The following is an 18,258-nucleotide window of genomic DNA, read 5'->3' as shown; positions in this document are numbered from 1 at the left end:
AAGTCGCCCACCGATGCAAAACACCAAGCTCTTGCTAACCAGTTTCACCTTTGTGGGACTGCTCGCACTCGCCGGTTGTTCATTCCCCGGGGTTTACAAAATCGACATCCAGCAGGGCAATGTCGTCACGCAGGACATGATAGACCAGTTACGCCCGGGAATGACCCGTAAGCAAGTAAGGTTTATCATGGGCAACCCCCTGCTGACTGATACGTTCCATGCCGATCGCTGGGATTATCTGTATAGCCTGCAACCGGGTGGCGGCGAACGCCAACAGGAACGCATTAGCGTTATCTTCAACCCAAATGACCAGCTTGTCAGCCTCTCTGGCGACTTCATGCCCGGCGTGAGCCGCGACGAAGCCATTCTGGGCAAGGACACCGGCACTACCGTCACCGCGCCGGCAGAGCAGGTCGAGCAGCCGAAACCGGAAAAACCGGTCAAGCCTGGCTCGTTGCTCGATCAGATCCAGAAGGAAGTGGACGGTGTCGAAACCGTACCAGTCCCGACGCCAGAACCTCTGGAAACCTCGCCGCAATAATTTGCGACGTAAAAAAACCCGGCATATCCGGGTTTTTTAATGCCTGGAATTTGCCGGCCTCACTGATTTCGCGCTTTGGCCTCGGCAGCCTTTGCCGCACGCAATCGACGCACCTCTTTTGGATCCGCCAGCAATGGCCGGTAAATCTCGATGCGATCGCCTGGTTGAACCGGACGATTTTCAGGATCGACGACCACCTTGCCAAAGATCCCCACCGGACACTGCTGCAGGTCCAGCTCCGGAAATGCCTGGCCCACCCCAGAGTTCAGTAACGCGGCGCGAACGGTGGTCCCTGCCGGCACCCTCGCCGGCAGGAGCACCTGACGATCAACGGCGGCATAGACCACCTCGATCTCTATCATCGCCTCAACCATACATTTGCTTGGCGCGCTGGCAGAACGCGTCCACCAGCGTATTGGCCGCCTGATTGAACAACGGCCCCAGGGTCGCGCGGATGATCGGTCCGGCGTAATCGAACGACAGGTCCAGGCTGATCTTGCAGGCCTTCTCACCCAACGGCTTGAACACCCACACGCCATGCAACTGAGTGAACGGCCCCTCTTCGAGGTTCATCTCGATCGACTGGCCGGGCACCAGGGTGTTGCGCGTGACGAAATGCTGGCTGAGCCCACCCTTGGCCACGCCAACGCTCGCACGCATATGATCGGCAGAGCTTTCCAGGACTTCGGCCGATGAGCACCAAGGCAGGAACTCCGGATAACGCGCCACGTCGTTGACCAGGTCATACAGCGCCTGAGCGGGGTACGGCAGCAGGGCCGAACGTGAAATGTGTGTCGTCATGTCGGCATCACTTCCAGAGCTGGGCAGCAAACACTATGAGAATGCCGATAGGCGCCACATAGCGCATCAAGAACAAGGACAGGGTGAACAACGCAGGGTTGCGGATCGACAATTCGTCGCGCACCGCCTCCCGGCCCATCACCCAGCCTGCAAACACCACGAAACACAAACCACCGAGTGGCAACATGATTCGCGAGGTGAAGAAATCGATCACACCAAAGAAGTCCAGACCGCCCGCTGCACCCCATTGATAGAGGTGAAACAGCCCGTCTACGTTCACGAAAAACTTGGCCTGCTTCCAGATATTGAAGGAAAACACCGTACCCAGACCGACAAACCAGCAGCTGAAAGCCAGCCAGAAGGTGACCCAGGCGCGGCTGATTTTCGAGCGCTCGACCAGGTAAGCCACCATGGGTTCGAGCAAGGAAATGGCCGAACTCCAGGCTGCAATCGCGACCAGCACGAAGAACACTACGCCCATCAACTGGCCAAACGCTACGTTACCGAAGGCAAATGGCAGGCTGACAAACATCAGGCCAGGACCTTCGCTCGGGTTCAGACCGCCGGCAAACACAATCGGAAACAATGCCAGGCCCGCCACCAGGGACACAAAGGTATCCAGCAGCGCAACGCCAACGATGGTCCCGGAAATCGACGAATGCTTGGGCATGTAGGCGCCGTAGATCATGATCGAACCGACCCCGACGCTCAACGAAAAGAAAGCGTGCCCCATGGCCGGCAGCAAGCCGTCGAGGACTTTTTCCGGATGGAAGTCGAACATGAAATGTACGCCTTCCATGAAATGCCCGGTGGTCATGCTGTAGCCCAGCAGCACAAGCACCATCACGAACAGCAACGGCATCATGATGCGCAGGCTGCGCTCAAGCCCCGCGACCACGCCTTTGGCGATCACCACGGCAGACAGCAGCATGAAAATCGTGTGCCAAAGTGTCAGGCGCCACGGATCGGCAATCACATTGCCAAAGTACGCCCCCACCTGATCGGGCGTCGCTCCCTGGAAGTCGCCACGCCCCATGTCGATGATGTAGTCCAGCGACCAGCCGCCGACCACACTGTAGAAAGACAGGATCAGCAGCGCCGTGATCATCCCGGCAAACGCCCCCCAGGACCATTTCCCCGAATGCCCCGCTTCCAGCGCCAGCACCTTCAAGGCGTTGGCCGGGCTCTGCCGGGCACGCCGGCCGATCAGGGTTTCCGCGAGCATGACCGGCACACCGATCAACGCGATACAAGCCAGGAACATCAGCACGAAGGCGCCGCCGCCGTAGACGCCAACCATGTAGGGGAATTTCCAGATACTACCCAGGCCCACGGCCGAACCGGTCGCGGCGAGTATGAAGACCCAGCGGCTAGCCCAACTGCCGTGGACAGAAACCTTGTCTGTCGACATCGATATTACGACCAAGCGTTCAAAAAAGAGGCCGCATTGTCCGGGATTCAATCAACCTGCTCAAGCATGTAGCAATCCCGTAGCCGACTCGCGTGCAACTCCCTATAATGCCGCCCCTATGGCTAAACAGAAGAAACACCCAACAGGGACCATCGCGCAAAATAAAAAGGCGCGACACGATTACTTCATCGAACATCGGTTCGAGGCTGGTCTGGTCCTGGCCGGCTGGGAAGTAAAAAGTCTGCGGGCAAGCAAGTTGCAACTGGTTGACAGTTACGTACTGCTCAAGGATGGCGAAGCCTGGCTGCTCGGCAGTCACATCACGCCCCTGACGACCGCCAGCACCCACGTCATCGCTGATCCGGTGCGCACGCGCAAGCTGCTGCTCAACCGGCGGGAGCTGGAAAAGCTCGCCGCTGCCGTGCAGCAAAAAGGCTACGCCTGCGTGTGCCTGTCCTGGTACTGGAGCAAGCACATGGTCAAGTGCGAAATTGCCCTGGGCAAGGGCAAGAAGGAATACGACAAGCGTGACACCGAGCGCGAACGCGACGCCGGCCGCGAATTGCAGCGCGCGGTGCGCAACAAGGGCAAGGAAGATTAATTCCGCGGCCTGATCGTTCCCACGCTCTGCGTCCGCTTTGTGACGCGGAGCGTCACGGGATGCATTCCCACGCAGAGCGTGGGAACGATCACCAACTGACTACATACCCTTGCGCCGCTCCGCCCGAGCCACGCGCTGCACTTCCTGACGCACCTCCTCCAGCACTTCCTGCACATACAGGATGTGTCGACTGGAGACTTCCCGCGCCTGTTCAGCACGGCCTTCGACAATCGCCTGATACAACTCCCGGTGTTGCGTAATCAGCATGTCGCGGGTCTCGGTGCGCTGTTTGTACATGCCGCCGATGTTCGTGACCACGTTGCGCTTGAGCAGGTCGAACAACCCACGAATGGTGTGCAGCAGCACCGCGTTATGGCTGGCTTCGGCAATCGCCAGATGGAAATTTGCATCCGCTGCGCCCTCTTCCGCCCGGCTGACTTCCTCGTGACGCGAATAGCAGTCCAGTAGCTGATTGAACGCCGCGGTCAATCGCTCACGGTCAACGTCGGTGGCGCGTAATGCGGCGTAATAGGCGCAGGACGCTTCCAGCGTGTGGCGAAACTCCAGCAGGTCGCGTTGCGCTTCGGGATTGTTTTCCAGCAGATGCAACAGTGGATCACTGAACGTCGTACCCAGGGACTCCACCACGTAATTGCCGCCCCCCTGGCGACTGACCAACAGCCCCCTGGCGGTCAGTTTCTGAATGGCTTCGCGCAATGAAGGACGAGAAACGCCAAATTGTTCGGCCAACGTGCGTTCCGCCGGCAAGCGCTCACCAGCCTTCAGCGTGCCCTCGAGGATCATGCTCTCGAGCTGCTCGACAATATCGTCTGACAAACGGCGCTGCCGAATCTGATCAAACCCCATAACTCAATTTCTCCACCATCCCGACGGTGCGCCGGGGCTCTATTCTGGCCTATCCATGCGACGCAGGCACCTGCCACGCGACCATTACCCGAACAGGCCAGATCCTGTGCAAAACCCTGCCTACGACAAAAGTTTTAGGGCGGCAAATTGACACACCACCTACAAGGCTTTTACCCTAGCCAACAGCGATTGTAAATTGGTCTTACCAATTATCCAAGAACGCTGATCAGTGCCTGACCAACAACAATTAGGGGCCACCCCATATGCAAACCTGGCAACAGCTCTACAGCCCGCTCGGCAGCCTCGGCCTGTCCGCACTCGCAGCCGTTATCCCCATTGTGTTTTTCTTCCTGGCCCTGGCCGTGTTCCGCCTCAAAGGACACGTGGCCGGCAGCATCACCCTGGCCTTGTCGATCCTGGTGGCAATCCTTGCTTTCAAGATGCCGGTCGACATGGCGTTCGCTGCCGCCGGGTATGGTTTCGCCTACGGCCTGTGGCCGATCGCCTGGATCATCGTGGCGGCGGTATTCCTCTACAAACTGACGGTCAAGAGTGGCCAGTTCGAAGTGATCCGCAGCTCGGTGCTGTCGATCACCGACGACCAGCGCCTGCAGGTGTTGCTGATCGGCTTCTGCTTCGGCGCGTTCCTCGAAGGCGCGGCCGGTTTCGGCGCACCGGTGGCGATTACCGCCGCGCTGCTGGTAGGACTGGGCTTCAACCCGCTGTACGCCGCCGGCCTGTGCCTGATCGCGAACACCGCGCCGGTCGCCTTCGGTGCCCTGGGTATTCCGATCATCGTGGCCGGGCAAGTGACCGGCATCGACGCCTTCAAGATCGGCGCCATGACCGGTCGCCAGCTGCCGCTGCTGTCGCTGTTCGTGCCGTTCTGGCTGGTGTTCATGATGGATGGCCTGCGCGGCGTGCGGGAAACCTGGCCTGCTGCGCTGGTCGCCGGCTTGAGCTTTGCCGTAACCCAGTACTTCACTTCGAACTTCATCGGCCCGGAACTGCCGGACATCACGTCGGCCCTGGCCAGCCTGATTTCCCTGACCCTGTTCCTGAAGGTCTGGCAGCCGAAACGCGCCGCTGGCCAACACATCGTCGGCGCCGTCTCGGCTTCCGTGGTCAGCGCCAGCGTCGGTGGTTTCGGGCAAAAGCGCACCACCGTGGCTTCGCCTTACAGCCTCGGAGAGATTTTCAAAGCCTGGTCGCCGTTCCTGATCCTGACCGTGCTGGTGACCATCTGGACGCTCAAGCCGTTCAAAGCGATGTTTGCCGCTGGCGGTTCGATGTACAGCTTCGTGTTCAACTTCGCCATCCCGCACCTGGATCAGTTGGTGATCAAGGTGGCACCGATCGTGGCCGCGCCGACTGCCCTCCCGGCGGTGTTCAAGCTTGACCCGATTTCCGCCACCGGCACCGCGATTTTCTTCTCGGCGCTGATCTCGATGCTGGTCCTGAAGATCAACCTCAAAACTGGTCTTACCACTTTGAAAGAGACCTTCTACGAATTGCGCTGGCCGATCCTGTCCATCGGCATGGTGCTGGCCTTCGCGTTCGTCACCAACTACTCGGGCATGTCGTCGACCATGGCCCTGGTCCTGGCCGGCACGGGCGCAGCCTTCCCGTTCTTCTCGCCGTTCCTCGGCTGGCTGGGCGTGTTCCTGACCGGCTCCGATACCTCGTCCAACGCACTGTTCAGTTCGTTGCAGGCCACCACCGCCCACCAGATCGGCGTCAACGACACCTTGCTGGTGGCTGCGAACACCAGCGGCGGCGTGACCGGCAAGATGATCTCGCCACAATCGATCGCCGTGGCCTGCGCGGCGACCGGCCTGGTGGGCAAGGAATCGGACCTGTTCCGCTTCACCCTCAAGCACAGCCTGTTCTTTGCAACGATTGTCGGCCTGATCACCCTGGCCCAGGCCTACTGGTTCACCGGCATGCTGGTGCACTAAGCACTACAAGCGACATGGAAAAAACCGACGCCGGGCCACGACCCCGGCGTCAGCTATTCACTACCCGGTCTGTAAGGCTGCTGAAAGAATCCCACTCTATATTCAGCGGCCTCAACGGACGGATAACCGGGCCCACCCGGAGACACGCCTGATGAGCGAGCTTTTTTACAACGCTGTGCCGAATGCGACCCGTGTCGCCCCGCCACTGCCCGAGCCTCGGCAATACCCCAGCGAGAAACCGCAACGGGTGTACCTGTTCGGGACCTGCGTAGTGGATCTGTTCTACCCGCAAGCCGGAATGGACGCGATCCACCTGCTGGAACGCGAGGGCATTCGTGTCGAGTACCCGCAAGGGCAAAGCTGCTGCGGTCAACCGGCCTACACCTCGGGCTACACCGAGCAGGCCAGGACCGTCGCGCGCTCGCAACTGGCGCTGTTCGCCGGGGATTATCCGGTGGTGGTGCCTTCGGGCTCCTGCGCGGGCATGTTGCGCGAGCACTATGCCGACCTGTTCAAGGATGAGCCGGACACGTTGCAACAGGTCCGGGCCCTGGCAGCCAGGACCTATGAGCTGGCCGAGTTTCTGTTGTTCGTCTGCAAGGTGCAGTTCAAGGACAGCGGCACGCCGGTGAAGGTAGCGTTGCACACGTCGTGTTCGGCACGCCGTGAAATGAACACCCACCTGCACGGCCGCGAGTTGTTGTCGCAACTGGGCAACGTGGAACGAGTGGAGCACAGTCACGAAAGCGAATGCTGTGGCTTCGGTGGGACTTTCAGCGTCCGTATGCCAGACATTTCCGGCGCGATGGTGGCTGACAAGACCCGCTCGCTGAAGGAATCCGGCGCGCACCAGGTACTCAGTGCCGACTGCGGTTGCCTGATGAACATCAACGGCTCGCTGGAGAAACAGAAGGAAGCGTTGCGCGGTCAACACCTGGCCAGCTTCCTCTGGCAGCGTACCGGGGGTGCCCAATGAGTGCCGCCGAGATTATTCCTACGGTCGCCGTAGAAGAAGACTTCCGCACCCGGGCTCACGAAGCCTTGGGTGATGCGCAATTGCGAGGCAACTTTCGCAAGGCGATGGATTCACTGATGACCAAACGGGCAACGGCTTTCAGCGATGCCCATGAAAGAGAACATCTGCGAGCGCTGGGCAATGCCGTCCGCGCCCGTGCGTTATCGAAGTTGCCCGAATTGCTCGAGCAACTTGAACAGAACCTGACCCGCAACGGTGTGACAGTGCACTGGGCGGAAACGGTGGACGAAGCCAATGGCATCGTCCTCTCGATCATCCGCGCTCACGAGGGGCGGCAAGTGATCAAGGGTAAATCGATGGTCAGCGAAGAGATGGAGATGAACCATGTCCTCGCTGAACAGGGCATTGAATGCCTGGAATCGGACATGGGCGAGTACATCGTCCAGCTCGACCACGAGAAGCCTTCACACATAATCATGCCGGCGATCCACAAGAATGCCGGTCAGGTCGCGTCCTTGTTCCACGACAAACTGGGTGTGGAATACACCAAGGACGTTGACCAACTCATTCAGATCGGTCGCAGGGTCCTGCGGCAGAAATTCTTCGAAGCGGACATCGGCGTCTCCGGCGTCAACTTCGCCGTGGCCGAAACCGGCACCCTGCTGCTGGTGGAAAACGAAGGCAACGGCCGCATGACGACCACTGTGCCACCGGTGCACATCGCCGTCACCGGCATCGAGAAAGTCGTGGAGAACCTGCGCGACGTGGTGCCGTTGCTGTCGTTGCTGACCCGTTCGGCCCTGGGCATCCCGATCACCACCTACGTCAACATGATCTCCGGCCCGCGCAAGGAACATGAGCTCGACGGCCCGCAGGAAGTGCATCTGGTCCTGCTCGACAACGGTCGCAGCCAGGCGTTTGCCGACAGCGAACTGCGCCAAACCTTGAACTGCATCCGCTGTGGCGCCTGCATGAATCATTGCCCGGTCTACACCCGAATCGGCGGTCATGCCTACGGCGAGGTCTACCCCGGCCCTATCGGCAAAATCATCACCCCGCACATGGTTGGCCTGGCCAAAGTCCCAGACCACCCGAGCGCCTCTTCGTTGTGCGGTGCCTGCGGTGAAGTGTGCCCGGTAAAAATCCCGATCCCTGCCTTGCTGCGCCGTTTGCGCGAAGAGAACGTCAAGGCGCCGGACAGCCCGGATCAAGTGATGCGTGGCCAGGGCAGCAAGTACTCGCGCAAGGAGCGGTTCATCTGGAACGCCTGGGCCAGACTCAACAGTTCTCCGACGCTGTATCGCCTGTTCGGCTTGGCCGCTACCCGCCTGCGCGCCCTTACACCGAGCAATGTCGGCCCCTGGACGCAAAACCACAGCGCGCCGAAACCCGCCGCCCGCTCGCTGCATGACATGGCCCGCGAGCATCTGGCCAAACAGGGAGATCGTTGATGAGCGCCAAGCAAAATATCCTCGCCAAGCTGCGCAAAAGCCTGACAGGCACCACCCCGGTGGCGGACAACTTCGACGTCGAGCTGGTGACGAAGCCCTACACCTACACGCCGGATCAACGCATCCCGCAACTGCGCAAATTGATGGAAGCGGTGCACACGGAAATCCACCTGACCTCGGGTGAACACTGGCCAGCCTTGCTGGCAACACTGCTGCAAGATCGCCAGTTGCCCAGCCTGTTGATCGCCCCGACTACGCCGCACGGGCAACGTGTCTCACAGCATTGGGCGAAAAATCCCGACCTGCCGACGCTCAAGGCCTACGACCGCCCGGTTGAAGAATGGAAAGCGGAACTGTTCAACGACACCCCGGCGAGCCTGACCACCACCCTGGGCGCAATCGCCGCCACGGGTAGCCTGATTATCTGGCCGACGCGGGAAGAACCGCGCCTCATGAGCCTGGCGCCGCCGGTGCATTTTGCCTTGCTCAAGGCCAGTGAAATCCGCGATAACTTCTATCAGGTACAACAGGAATTCGAATGGGCCCAGGGCATGCCGACCAATGCCTTGCTGGTTTCCGGCCCGTCGAAAACCGCTGACATCGAGCAAGTCCTGGCCTACGGCGCCCACGGTCCGAAAGACCTGGTGGTGTTGATCCTGGAGGACCAATGAGTCTACCGGCCGCTTTCCTGCGCGATGCGCAGCAACTGATTCCCCGGGAACGGCGTTTCGACGATCCGCTGTCGACGCTGGCCTTCGGCACCGATGCCAGCTTCTATCGCCTGATTCCGCAACTGGTGATTCGCGTCGAGTCCGAAGATGAAGTGGTAGCGCTGCTGCAGCTGGCGCAGCGCGACCAGGTTCCCGTGACCTTCCGCGCGGCTGGCACCAGCCTGTCCGGGCAAGCCATCAGCGATTCGGTGCTGATTGTGCTGGGGGATAACTGGAACGGTCGCGAGATCCGTGGCCAGGGCACACAAATCCGCCTGCAACCGGGGGTGATCGGTGCGCAGGCCAATGCCTGGCTGGCACCGTTCGGACGCAAGATCGGCCCGGATCCAGCGTCGATCAACGCCTGCAAAATCGGCGGCATCGTTGCCAACAATGCCAGCGGCATGTGCTGCGGCACGGCGCAAAATACCTATCACACCCTGGCGGGCATCCGCCTGGTGCTGGCCGACGGCAGCCGTCTCGACACCGAAGACGCTGCCAGTGTCGCGGCGTTTCGCGCCAGTCATGGCGACCTGCTGGAGCGTCTTGCGACCCTGGGCCGCGAGACCCGCGCCAATGCCGAACTGGCTGCGAAAATTCGCCACAAGTATCGTCTGAAAAACACCACAGGCCTGTCACTCAACGCCCTGGTGGATTACGACGAGCCTGTGGATATCTTGAGCCATTTGCTGGTGGGTTCCGAAGGCACTCTGGGCTTCATCAGCGCGGTGACCTACGACACGGTGATCGATCACCCGAACAAAGCCTCGGCGCTGATCGTGTTCCCGGACGTGGAAACCTGCTGCAACGCCGTCACCGTGCTGAAAAGCCAACCGGTGTCAGCGGTAGAACTGCTGGACCGCCGCAGCCTGCGCTCGGTGCAGAACAAACCCGGCATGCCCGCTTTCGTACAACAGCTGTCGAACAATGCCTGCGCCCTGCTGATCGAATCCCGCGCGGCATCTTCCTCGTTGCTGCAGGAACAACTGGCGCAGATCATGGCGTCACTGTCCTCGTTCCCGGTAGAGAAACAAGTCGATTTCACCGAAGACCCGCTGGAAAACGCGCGGCTCTGGGCGATCCGCAAGGACACCTTCCCCGCCGTTGGTGCGGTGCGTAAAACCGGGACCACGGTGATCATCGAGGACGTGACCTTCCCGGTGGAACAACTGGCCATCGGTGTGAACCGGCTGATCGAACTGTTCGACAAACATCACTACGACGAAGCGATCCTTTTCGGACATGCACTGGAAGGCAATCTGCACTTCGTCTTCACCCAAGGCTTCAACAACCCGCAGGAAGTCGCACGCTACCAGGCGTTCATGGATGACGTGGCGCAACTGGTGGCTGTCGAGTTCGGTGGTTCGCTCAAGGCCGAGCACGGCACCGGACGCAACATGGCACCCTTCGTCGAACTGGAATGGGGCAGCGACGCCTACCAGTTGATGTGGCAGCTCAAGCGCCTGCTCGACCCCAACGGCATTCTCAATCCGGACGTGGTGCTCAGCGAAGACCCGCAGATCCACCTCAAGCACCTGAAACCGCTGCCGGCCGCCGACGAGATTGTGGACAAGTGCATCGAATGCGGCTTCTGCGAGCCGGTCTGCCCCTCCAAAGGCCTGACCTTGAGCCCGCGCCAGCGCATCGTGATCTGGCGTGACATCCAGGCGAAGAAACGCGCCGGTGTCGATACCCGCGAACTCGAGGCGGCCTATGAATACCAGGGCATCGACACCTGTGCCGCCACCGGTCTTTGTGCGCAACGTTGCCCTGTAGGAATCAACACCGGCGAGCTGGTGAAAAAGCTTCGTGGGCAGCACGCCACCCATAAGAAAACCGCCAACTGGCTTGAAGGCAATTTCGCCACGGCGCTGCAAGGTGCGCGCTTTACCCTGCACGTGGCCAACGGTGCACGGATGTTGCTGGGTGCGCCACGCCTGGCAAAGTTATCGGCAACGCTGACCCGCTTGTCCAAAGGCCAGGTCCCGCAATGGACCAACGCCATGCCGCAGCCGGAAAAAGCCATTCGCTTCAGCCCGTCGGTGACCGACGAACGCCCGCGCGTGGTGTACCTGGCAGCCTGCGTTTCACGAGCCATGGGCCCGGCGGCGGGCGACAAGGAGCAAATGTCGCTGTACGACAAGACCCGTGGCCTGCTGGAAAAAGCCGGTTATCAGGTGGTCTTCCCGGACAATCTGGACAACCTCTGCTGCGGGCAGCCATTCGCCTCCAAAGGTTATGCGGAACAAGCCGAACATAAGCGCCAGGAGTTGATCGGCGCCCTGCTCCACGCCAGCCGTGGCGGGCTCGATCCGATCTATTGCGACACCAGCCCCTGCACGTTGCGCCTGACCCAGGACCTGGGCGATGTGCGCCTGGACCTGTACGACCCGGTACGTTTCATCCGTACGCACTTGATGGATCGACTGCAGTTCACGCCGCAGGAAGCGCCCATCGCGGTGCATGTCACCTGCAGTACCCAGCACCTGGGCGAAAGCCAGGCGCTGATCGATCTGGCGCGCAAATGCAGCAAGAACGTAGTCATCCCCGAAGGCATTCACTGCTGCGGGTTTGCCGGCGACAAGGGCTTCACCACCCCCGAGCTGAACGCCCATTCGCTGCGCACCTTGAAGGATGCGGTGCAATATTGCAGCGAAGGCATTTCCACCAGCCGCACCTGTGAGATCGGCTTGAGCCAGCATGGCGGGATCGACTATCACGGGTTGGTCTATCTGGTGGACCGCGTGACACAAGCGCGCCCGGCTTGAGGATGACGCAATGAAAAGGGGCGTTTTCGCCCCTTTTTGCATTTGTACTCACTTCCAGCAAAAGAAAACCGAATTCCTGCGCGCGGCTATAGTCATTTAGCTAGGCCCTGCAAAACGGGCTTATAACCACCTCGGCCAGCAGCCCCATCGACCGGCAGCACCGAGCCCTCATGCGCAAGGAGATACCCATGAAGCACTCTGCAATGGCTGGATTGTTCATTTCTGCTGCACTGTTGGCCTCGCCGGTGTTTGCGGCGGACAAAGATCTTTGTGACGCGCAAGTTCAAAAACTGGAAGACGCAATCACCACCGCACCCGCCGTATCCGAGAACTCCATGGATAACGCGAAAACCGCACTGGCCGATGCGAAAAAGGCCCAGGCGTCCGGTAACGACAAGGACTGCATCGAGGTCTCCGGTCAGATGCTTGAGAAAATTCAGCAGCGCAGCCCTACTAAAAAGTGATCACAGGCAAGGCCAACCTTCGGGTTGGCCTTCCGCGCCTCATTGGCGTACACTGTACAGGCTTGTTGCTCAACGAGATTTTCGGGCAATGAGTTCGGGGCCGTTTAGGATTCGACGCCGGTTGCGAAACTTTAGGTGCATGCCGAGTTGGTAACAGAACTCGTAAATCCACTGTTGCAACTACTTATAGTTGCCAATGACGAAAACTACGGCCAGGAATTCGCTCTCGCTGCGTAAGCAGCCTTAGCCCTGAGCTTCTGGTACCTTCGGGTCCAGCAATCACCAGGGGATGTCTGTAAACCCAAAGTGATTGTCATATAGAACAGAATCGCCGTGCAGTACGTTGTGGACGAAGCGGCTAAAACTTACACAACTCGCCCAAAGCACCCTGCCCGTCGGGTCGCTGAGGGTTAACTTAATAGACACGGCTACGCATGTAGTACCGACAGCGGAGTACTGGCGGACGGGGGTTCAAATCCCCCCGGCTCCACCAAATACGAAGCAAGACAAAACCCGCCCAGTGCGGGTTTTGTTGCATCTGGGGGTTCGTAATCCCAGACTCACACGCCTCCCCCTGTAGGAGCGGAGCTTGCCCGCGAAGAGGCCAGCGAGACTACCGCAAGATTCGCAGCCACCTCCACAACGCCCCCCTCGGAGAAGCCAATGCGCCAAGCCCTCCTGATCATCGACGTGCAACCCAGCTTCACCCCACCCCAATGGCTCGTCGATGGCATCCGCCCATTGATCGGCACCCTGCCCAGTGTCGCCACCGTCGAACGCCACGACGAATCGATAACACCCTTCCAGAAACAACTCGGCTGGCAACCCGCGCCAGACGACGACAGCCTGATCGAGGCCGACCGTATCTTCATCAAGCACGGCTACGCACCGTCGCCGGAAACCATCGAGTATTTGCTGAGCCTGAAAGTGGAGCGGGTACTGGTGTGCGGCCTGCAAACCGAAACCTGCTGCCTGGCGGCCGGGTTCGCGTTGTTCGATGCGGGGTTGCAGCCGACGTTGATCACGGATTTGACAGTGGGGTCATCGCTGGATCGCACGGGAGCAATGGGGGTGAGGCTTTGGGAGCATCATTTCAAGCACACGGTGACGTTGGGAGCAATTCGACAAGGTTAGAGCGGAAGCTGCCATGCCAAGCATATGGTTCCAGTCCTAGGAAATTTCCTTCAACTCGTGTCGCCCGCCAGGCACTGGAGCGCGATAAGTAAATCTGTATGCTTTGTTTCACAACGATTCGGTCTCCAATCTGTGCTTCACCTTTGATGTACTCCATACCAAAGGACTGGCGATGACTCCTGATGAACAGCTCATGCAGAATGAAGCGATTTCCTTTGCCCGGTCGAACAAGAAAGCCATAGCCAGGCGTCGAACTGACATAGCGATATACCCTCCGGAGCAAGATCCTGTATCAGTATTTATGGCTGGCTCGCCGGGAGCAGGGAAGACAGAAGCGTCAATCGCTCTAGTGAATCTTTTTGCTGATACAGCAATCCTAAGAATTGATCCTGATGAGCTTCGCAGCGAATTTTGTGAGTATTCCGGGGGAAACGCCTGGATTTTCCAGAGTGGAGTGTCGATTCTGGTCGAAAAAATTCTGGATTGCGCCTTCGATCAGAGACAGTCATTTGTCCTGGATGGAACACTTTCCAATATCGAAGTGGCAAGAAGGAATGTGGAGCGATCACTGCGCAAGGGACGGTTCGTACAAATCCTCTACGTCTACCAAAATCCACTCCTCGCATGGGACTTTGTCAAAGCCCGCGAAGCCGCTGAAGGGAGAAGAATCCGGTCCGAGCACTTCATCGATCAGTATTTCGCCGCGCGTGACGTGGTAAACACTCTTAAGCTAGAGTACGGAGGCGGCGTGCACGTGGATTTACTGCTCAAGCATATCGATAATTCAGGACGTCTTTACAAGGCTGGAGTCGATAAAATTGACTACCATACCCCTGAGCGACACACGCGGGCTGACTTAATGGCCGAGCTCGGGTTAGGATCAGGAGCGAATCAATGATTTCGATCAAGCTAGACTTATCCAAGGGCACCAAGAGCCCCTTTGCTGATTTCATTCGCAATGCTAAATCAGAGCAGAAAAAGCGTGTCTACAGCGAAGTACTGACTGAAGCTACCAAGCAGCAAAACCTTGTGATGATGGAAGCTCAAACCAAACGAGCTAACTGACTACTCGGACAAGTAAACCGGTCAAGTATAAAGCCGTAAAGCCAACGTTTTACGGCTTTTTTGTTACCCGCGTTTTATCCCTCAACTCAAACGAAACTCGCTCAAGTCAATCGAAACCATCACCCTCCCGCGCACCGGCTGCCGATCCTCACCCCGCAGGTAGGCTCTACGTCGGGAGGGAAAACGAAAGCCTTGCGCTTCAACGTACTCGCTCACGTATTGGGCAGCTGCAAAGCCCCCGGCCACGTCGACGAGATAGTCGTGTCGACGCAACAGGCCGTCATCTGCGAAGTAAAAATCCTGGAAGCGGCTATGACTGGCGATGTGTTGCGCAAACTCGACCCGCAGACCGCGCCAGATCTCGGGGCCTTCCTGCCAGGGCGCGATCTCAGTGACGTTGAACCCCGGCATCGCCATGAAAAACGGCGTCGTCAGGTAGGTCCACATGGCGTATCCGCTGAAGTACGCGCGGTGCAGCGGGTCCCAGGGTGTGTCCATGGCGTGCCCGGCGAATGATTCTCGCGGGTTCGCTCGTTCGCGCACGATTTCGCCATCGGTGGTTTCGATGGCGATGTAGTCGGCGCGGAATGCCGTGCGCCAGTGCGGGTTGCCGAACGGCGTCACGCTGGCGCTTTGCTGGTGCAGGCTGACGGTCATCTGACGGGGCATCGTGTCTTGCACCACGCCCTTCATTGCCCATAGCTCCCCGCCCGTGACGATGGTGGCGTTGAGCGTGGTGAACCTGTCCCAGCGCTCCAGGCCGCCATGGGCGTCGAGTACTTTTTTCAGCAAGTCGTTCATGGGGCTTGCCCCTTTCAATGCTGGCCAGAATCAAAGAATAGGTCACTGGCCGATCGTGAGCGGTGCGAACTGGCAAGCGGATCTATGCTCATCCCTCCACTGAACAGAAGCATTCGGGACGCAGAACATGAACATCCGGATTCTGGCCCTGCTGGCGGCGATGGTCACCCTGCCGGCACAGGCCGACAGCGCAGTCGCCCCTCGGGTCGAACATGTCTCTTTCAACAACGGCGTCGATACCGTCGAATTCTCCGACGCCATCAAGGGCCGGCTGACCGCCGAGTATCGCCTGCGCGCGAAGGCGGGCCAGATGTTGACCGTCGACCTCAAGCCTTCCAACGCGTCCGCCTATTTCAATATCACCGCCAAAGGCGAGGAATACGCGCTGTTCAACGGCTCGATCATGGGCAATCACTTCCGCGGACCGCTGCCCGTCGATGGCGAATACATTGTCCAGGTGTACCTCATGCGCAACGCCGCGCGGCGCAACGAGGTGGCGAACTACAGCCTCTCGTTGAACCTTGGCGCCGCAGAGCCGGGCAATGGCAAGCAGCCTTTCGACCAGACGCTTGAACTACAGGGCATTACTTTTCATGTGACGCAGGCGTCGGTCGATGGCAGCCGGGCATTGCGCATCGTTCCCCAAGGGCTGGAAATCGATAATTCCGCCATGTCTCATCCCCTGGCTGGCAACATTGCCCGGGCGGAGGTCGGGGACCTCGATGGGGATGGTTCACCGGAAATTTACGTGTTCGTCAGGTCACCCGGGCGCGGATTGCCCGGCGAACTCGTGGCCTACGCCGCCAACCGTAAAAAATCCCTCAGCGCGATCTATCTGCCACCGGTCAGCGAAGACCCGAAGATCGCCGAGGGGTATCGGGGCGAGGACGAGTTTGCCGTAGTGGAAAACACATTGGTACAGCGGTTTGCGCTGTATGACAGCACGGACGCCTCGGCGGGTCGGACCGGGAAAATGCGCGAAATTCAGTACCGGTTGATGCCCGGGGAGGCAGGGTGGATTTTGCGCAGGCAGAAGGTGACGGAATATTGAGGATGATCGGTGTAACAGCGGCTTCCCCCCAAACCCCTTCTACACTCAATCGCACACCTCCCGCCTCTCCCGCCGAAAGAGCCCACATGACTGCACTCAAAGACCGTCTCAAGCAAGGCAAGGAAGCCCGCAAGAAGTGTCCACGCAACCAGCAGGCTTCAATGGGCAAAGCCAGGCGCGATCCTGTTCCGCTGATCAAGGCATCGAGTGAGGGTCGCATCCGATCGTTGGTCGAATTGCGTTATGGCCGCATGCTGGAATCGCCTTTCAGCTTCTATCGCGGCAATGCGTTGCTGCAGGCGCACGACCTGGCGGGGACACCAGACATGGGGCTGGTTGCGCCGATCTGTGGCGACTGTCACCTGATGAATTTTGGTGGTTTTGCCACCCCCGAGCGCAATCTGCTGTTCAGCGTCAACGACTTCGACGAGGTCCATCCCGGTCCCTGGGAGTGGGACTTGAAACGGTTGGTGGCCAGTTTCCTGGTGGCCACCCGTGACCTGCGCCATGGCAGTTCGGTGGAAGAAACGGTCTGCCGCCAACTGGTGGGCGCTTATCAGCAAACGATGCTCGAATGCGCCGAACAGAGCGCGATGGACACCTGGTACGAGTCCATCACCTATGACGACTTACGCGCACAGGCGAGCAAAAACACCCTGGAGCATGTGCAACGGGCGATAGAGAAAGCCGAACGTCGTACCCATGCGCAACTGCTGCCGAAAATCAGCGAGCGCGACAAACAGGGCCGCCTGATCATTCGCGATGACCTGCCGGAAATTTTCCACCTGCACAACCACACCACCCTGCTGAATGCCGACGATGACTGGCTGCGCCTTGCGGACTGGCGACCGTTGTATGAAACCTTCCTGCGCGACTACCGAGGCACGCTGCAAGCCGACCGCCGCGAGCTGCTGTCGCGCTTTGAGGCGCAGGACATGGCGTTCAAAGTGGTGGGTGTCGGCAGCGTCGGTACGCGTTGCCTGGTGGCGCTGCTGACCGACGAGCAGGAATTCCCGTTGTTCCTGCAATTCAAGGAAGCACGACGCTCGGTGCTCGCCGGCTATGTGAAAACCAAATCACGGGCCCGGCATGAGGGGCAGCGCGTGGTGGACGGCCAACGCCTGATGCAATCGGCCAGCGACCTGTTCCTTGGCTGGACCACCGGCCCCAGCGGGCGTCACTTCTATGTGCGGCAGTTGCGCGACATGAAGGTCTCGGCCGAACTCGAGACCTTCGACGGGGAAGCGTTCGCGGCCTACGCACGGGTTTGTGGCCGCGCCCTGGCCCGCGCGCACGCCAAGTCTTCAGGACACGCCGCGTACATCAGCGGCTACCTCGGCAAGAGCGAGGCACTGGCCGATGCGCTCTACCAGTATGCCCAAGGCTATGGCGAACAGAACGAGCGCGACTTCGAACACTTCCAGCAAGCGTGTCGCAAGGGAAAATTACACGCGCGCTCGGAAGCGGATTTTGCAGCGGATCATCTGCCTTAGGCGCGGCGGAGTGCGCCTCGGGAACGACATGAACTTTTCTTCACCCCGCGTTCAGGCAACTCGCTGTACATTTGCCTTGCTCATTCAAGAAACTACGGTTTGCCCGCCCTCCCGCGGGCTTTTTTTTGTCTTGAGAAAGGTCCCGCTCCGGGACAGCTCCCAGGGA

Annotated in this window: 18 protein-coding genes and 1 other RNA gene; 14 read left to right on the top strand and 5 right to left on the bottom strand. The window is 59.5% G+C overall.

Features of this window, described 5'->3' with window-relative positions:
- Positions 1-13 precede the first annotated feature (13 nt).
- A complete protein-coding gene (locus tag HFK74_RS16135; protein ID WP_180204374.1) occupies positions 14-541 on the top strand; it encodes an outer membrane protein assembly factor BamE in 528 nt (175 codons plus the stop codon).
- A gap of 59 nt (positions 542-600) precedes the next feature.
- Here HFK74_RS16135 and HFK74_RS16130 read toward each other — a convergent pair whose 3' ends face one another.
- From HFK74_RS16130 to HFK74_RS16120, 3 genes are read right to left on the bottom strand one after another with little or no spacing between them, the layout of a single operon-like run.
- On the bottom strand, positions 601-915 hold the full coding sequence (locus HFK74_RS16130; RefSeq protein WP_180204373.1) for an RnfH family protein: 315 nt from the start codon (positions 913-915) through the stop codon (positions 601-603).
- Positions 908-1,342, bottom strand: a complete 435-nt coding sequence (locus HFK74_RS16125; protein ID WP_180204372.1) for a type II toxin-antitoxin system RatA family toxin — start codon at positions 1,340-1,342, stop codon at positions 908-910. Before HFK74_RS16125 ends, HFK74_RS16130 begins: the two co-directional genes overlap by 8 nt.
- A gap of 7 nt (positions 1,343-1,349) precedes the next feature.
- Entirely contained in the window at positions 1,350-2,753 is a 1,404-nt protein-coding gene (locus tag HFK74_RS16120) for a sodium-dependent transporter (RefSeq protein WP_180204371.1), read from the bottom strand.
- Positions 2,754-2,871: 118 nt separating this feature from the next.
- On the opposite strand from HFK74_RS16120, the gene smpB reads away from it, so the two are divergent.
- Positions 2,872-3,354 carry an SsrA-binding protein SmpB gene (gene smpB, locus HFK74_RS16115; RefSeq protein ID WP_008057382.1) on the top strand — a complete coding sequence of 161 codons (483 nt, stop codon included), beginning with the start codon at positions 2,872-2,874 and terminating at the stop codon, positions 3,352-3,354.
- 99 nt (positions 3,355-3,453) lie between these two features.
- Here smpB and HFK74_RS16110 read toward each other — a convergent pair whose 3' ends face one another.
- Entirely contained in the window at positions 3,454-4,221 is a 768-nt protein-coding gene (locus tag HFK74_RS16110) for a GntR family transcriptional regulator (RefSeq protein ID WP_180204370.1), read from the bottom strand.
- A gap of 263 nt (positions 4,222-4,484) precedes the next feature.
- Here HFK74_RS16110 and HFK74_RS16105 point away from each other — a divergent pair, with 263 nt between their 5' ends.
- The 10 genes from HFK74_RS16105 to HFK74_RS16060 all read left to right on the top strand — a co-directional run bounded on the left by HFK74_RS16105 (position 4,485) and on the right by HFK74_RS16060 (position 14,747).
- On the top strand, positions 4,485-6,179 hold the full coding sequence (locus HFK74_RS16105) for a lactate permease LctP family transporter (protein ID WP_180204369.1): 1,695 nt from the start codon (positions 4,485-4,487) through the stop codon (positions 6,177-6,179).
- 151 nt (positions 6,180-6,330) lie between these two features.
- Positions 6,331-7,155: a (Fe-S)-binding protein gene (locus tag HFK74_RS16100; protein WP_180204368.1), complete on the top strand. Its 825-nt coding sequence runs from the start codon at positions 6,331-6,333 to the stop codon at positions 7,153-7,155.
- Positions 7,152-8,606 carry a LutB/LldF family L-lactate oxidation iron-sulfur protein gene (locus HFK74_RS16095; protein ID WP_180204367.1) on the top strand — a complete coding sequence of 485 codons (1,455 nt, stop codon included), beginning with the start codon at positions 7,152-7,154 and terminating at the stop codon, positions 8,604-8,606. Before HFK74_RS16100 ends, HFK74_RS16095 begins: the two co-directional genes overlap by 4 nt.
- Positions 8,606-9,277: a lactate utilization protein C gene (locus tag HFK74_RS16090; protein ID WP_180204366.1), complete on the top strand. Its 672-nt coding sequence runs from the start codon at positions 8,606-8,608 to the stop codon at positions 9,275-9,277. Before HFK74_RS16095 ends, HFK74_RS16090 begins: the two co-directional genes overlap by 1 nt.
- Complete coding sequence (locus tag HFK74_RS16085; protein WP_180204365.1) at positions 9,274-12,084, top strand: FAD-binding and (Fe-S)-binding domain-containing protein; 2,811 nt, start codon at positions 9,274-9,276, stop codon at positions 12,082-12,084. The genes HFK74_RS16090 and HFK74_RS16085 overlap by 4 nt, the downstream gene beginning before the upstream one ends.
- A 188-nt stretch (positions 12,085-12,272) precedes the next feature.
- Entirely contained in the window at positions 12,273-12,548 is a 276-nt protein-coding gene (locus HFK74_RS16080) for a hypothetical protein (RefSeq protein WP_180204364.1), read from the top strand.
- 96 nt (positions 12,549-12,644) lie between these two features.
- Positions 12,645-13,041, top strand: a transfer-messenger RNA (tmRNA) gene (ssrA, locus tag HFK74_RS16075).
- Positions 13,042-13,211: 170 nt separating this feature from the next.
- Positions 13,212-13,682 carry an isochorismatase family protein gene (locus HFK74_RS16070; protein ID WP_180204363.1) on the top strand — a complete coding sequence of 157 codons (471 nt, stop codon included), beginning with the start codon at positions 13,212-13,214 and terminating at the stop codon, positions 13,680-13,682.
- A gap of 172 nt (positions 13,683-13,854) precedes the next feature.
- A complete protein-coding gene (locus HFK74_RS16065) occupies positions 13,855-14,580 on the top strand; it encodes a zeta toxin family protein (protein ID WP_180204362.1) in 726 nt (241 codons plus the stop codon).
- On the top strand, positions 14,577-14,747 hold the full coding sequence (locus HFK74_RS16060; protein ID WP_180204361.1) for a hypothetical protein: 171 nt from the start codon (positions 14,577-14,579) through the stop codon (positions 14,745-14,747). Before HFK74_RS16065 ends, HFK74_RS16060 begins: the two co-directional genes overlap by 4 nt.
- Positions 14,748-14,828: 81 nt before the next feature.
- On the opposite strand, the gene HFK74_RS16055 is transcribed toward HFK74_RS16060, so the two are convergent.
- Positions 14,829-15,548: a hypothetical protein gene (locus tag HFK74_RS16055; protein WP_180204360.1), complete on the bottom strand. Its 720-nt coding sequence runs from the start codon at positions 15,546-15,548 to the stop codon at positions 14,829-14,831.
- 127 nt (positions 15,549-15,675) lie between these two features.
- Between HFK74_RS16055 and HFK74_RS16050 the strand changes: the two genes are divergently transcribed.
- Both HFK74_RS16050 and HFK74_RS16045 read left to right on the top strand, forming a co-directional pair.
- Positions 15,676-16,599 (top strand): hypothetical protein, encoded by a 924-nt coding sequence (locus HFK74_RS16050; RefSeq protein ID WP_180204359.1) that lies wholly within the window; start codon positions 15,676-15,678, stop codon positions 16,597-16,599.
- Positions 16,600-16,685: 86 nt separating this feature from the next.
- Complete coding sequence (locus HFK74_RS16045; RefSeq protein WP_180204358.1) at positions 16,686-18,092, top strand: DUF2252 domain-containing protein; 1,407 nt, start codon at positions 16,686-16,688, stop codon at positions 18,090-18,092.
- Positions 18,093-18,258: the final 166 nt, after the last annotated feature.

This window comes from Pseudomonas sp. SbOxS1, from assembly GCF_013416725.1.
Taxonomy (GTDB): Bacteria; Pseudomonadota; Gammaproteobacteria; order Pseudomonadales; family Pseudomonadaceae; genus Aquipseudomonas.
Note: the sequence above shows the minus strand (reverse complement) of the source record. Positions and strands in the feature narration are given on the sequence as shown.

Bases quoted from the DNA above. Each gene is read 5' to 3' on its own strand.
- HFK74_RS16090 (WP_180204366.1), top strand. From the start codon at position 8,606: ATGAGCGCCAAGCAAAATATCCTCGCCAAGCTGCGCAAAAGCCTGACA.
- HFK74_RS16095 (WP_180204367.1), top strand. From the start codon at position 7,152: ATGAGTGCCGCCGAGATTATTCCTACGGTCGCCGTAGAAGAAGACTTC.
- HFK74_RS16085 (WP_180204365.1), top strand. From the start codon at position 9,274: ATGAGTCTACCGGCCGCTTTCCTGCGCGATGCGCAGCAACTGATTCCC.
- HFK74_RS16135 (WP_180204374.1), top strand. From the start codon at position 14: ATGCAAAACACCAAGCTCTTGCTAACCAGTTTCACCTTTGTGGGACTG.
- HFK74_RS16120 (WP_180204371.1), bottom strand. From the start codon at position 2,753: ATGTCGACAGACAAGGTTTCTGTCCACGGCAGTTGGGCTAGCCGCTGG.
- HFK74_RS16060 (WP_180204361.1), top strand. From the start codon at position 14,577: ATGATTTCGATCAAGCTAGACTTATCCAAGGGCACCAAGAGCCCCTTT.
- HFK74_RS16125 (WP_180204372.1), bottom strand. From the start codon at position 1,342: ATGACGACACACATTTCACGTTCGGCCCTGCTGCCGTACCCCGCTCAG.
- HFK74_RS16105 (WP_180204369.1), top strand. From the start codon at position 4,485: ATGCAAACCTGGCAACAGCTCTACAGCCCGCTCGGCAGCCTCGGCCTG.
- HFK74_RS16065 (WP_180204362.1), top strand. From the start codon at position 13,855: ATGACTCCTGATGAACAGCTCATGCAGAATGAAGCGATTTCCTTTGCC.
- smpB (WP_008057382.1), top strand. From the start codon at position 2,872: ATGGCTAAACAGAAGAAACACCCAACAGGGACCATCGCGCAAAATAAA.
- HFK74_RS16055 (WP_180204360.1), bottom strand. From the start codon at position 15,548: ATGAACGACTTGCTGAAAAAAGTACTCGACGCCCATGGCGGCCTGGAG.
- HFK74_RS16130 (WP_180204373.1), bottom strand. From the start codon at position 915: ATGGTTGAGGCGATGATAGAGATCGAGGTGGTCTATGCCGCCGTTGAT.
- HFK74_RS16045 (WP_180204358.1), top strand. From the start codon at position 16,686: ATGACTGCACTCAAAGACCGTCTCAAGCAAGGCAAGGAAGCCCGCAAG.
- HFK74_RS16100 (WP_180204368.1), top strand. From the start codon at position 6,331: ATGAGCGAGCTTTTTTACAACGCTGTGCCGAATGCGACCCGTGTCGCC.
- HFK74_RS16110 (WP_180204370.1), bottom strand. From the start codon at position 4,221: ATGGGGTTTGATCAGATTCGGCAGCGCCGTTTGTCAGACGATATTGTC.
- HFK74_RS16050 (WP_180204359.1), top strand. From the start codon at position 15,676: ATGAACATCCGGATTCTGGCCCTGCTGGCGGCGATGGTCACCCTGCCG.
- HFK74_RS16080 (WP_180204364.1), top strand. From the start codon at position 12,273: ATGAAGCACTCTGCAATGGCTGGATTGTTCATTTCTGCTGCACTGTTG.
- HFK74_RS16070 (WP_180204363.1), top strand. From the start codon at position 13,212: ATGCGCCAAGCCCTCCTGATCATCGACGTGCAACCCAGCTTCACCCCA.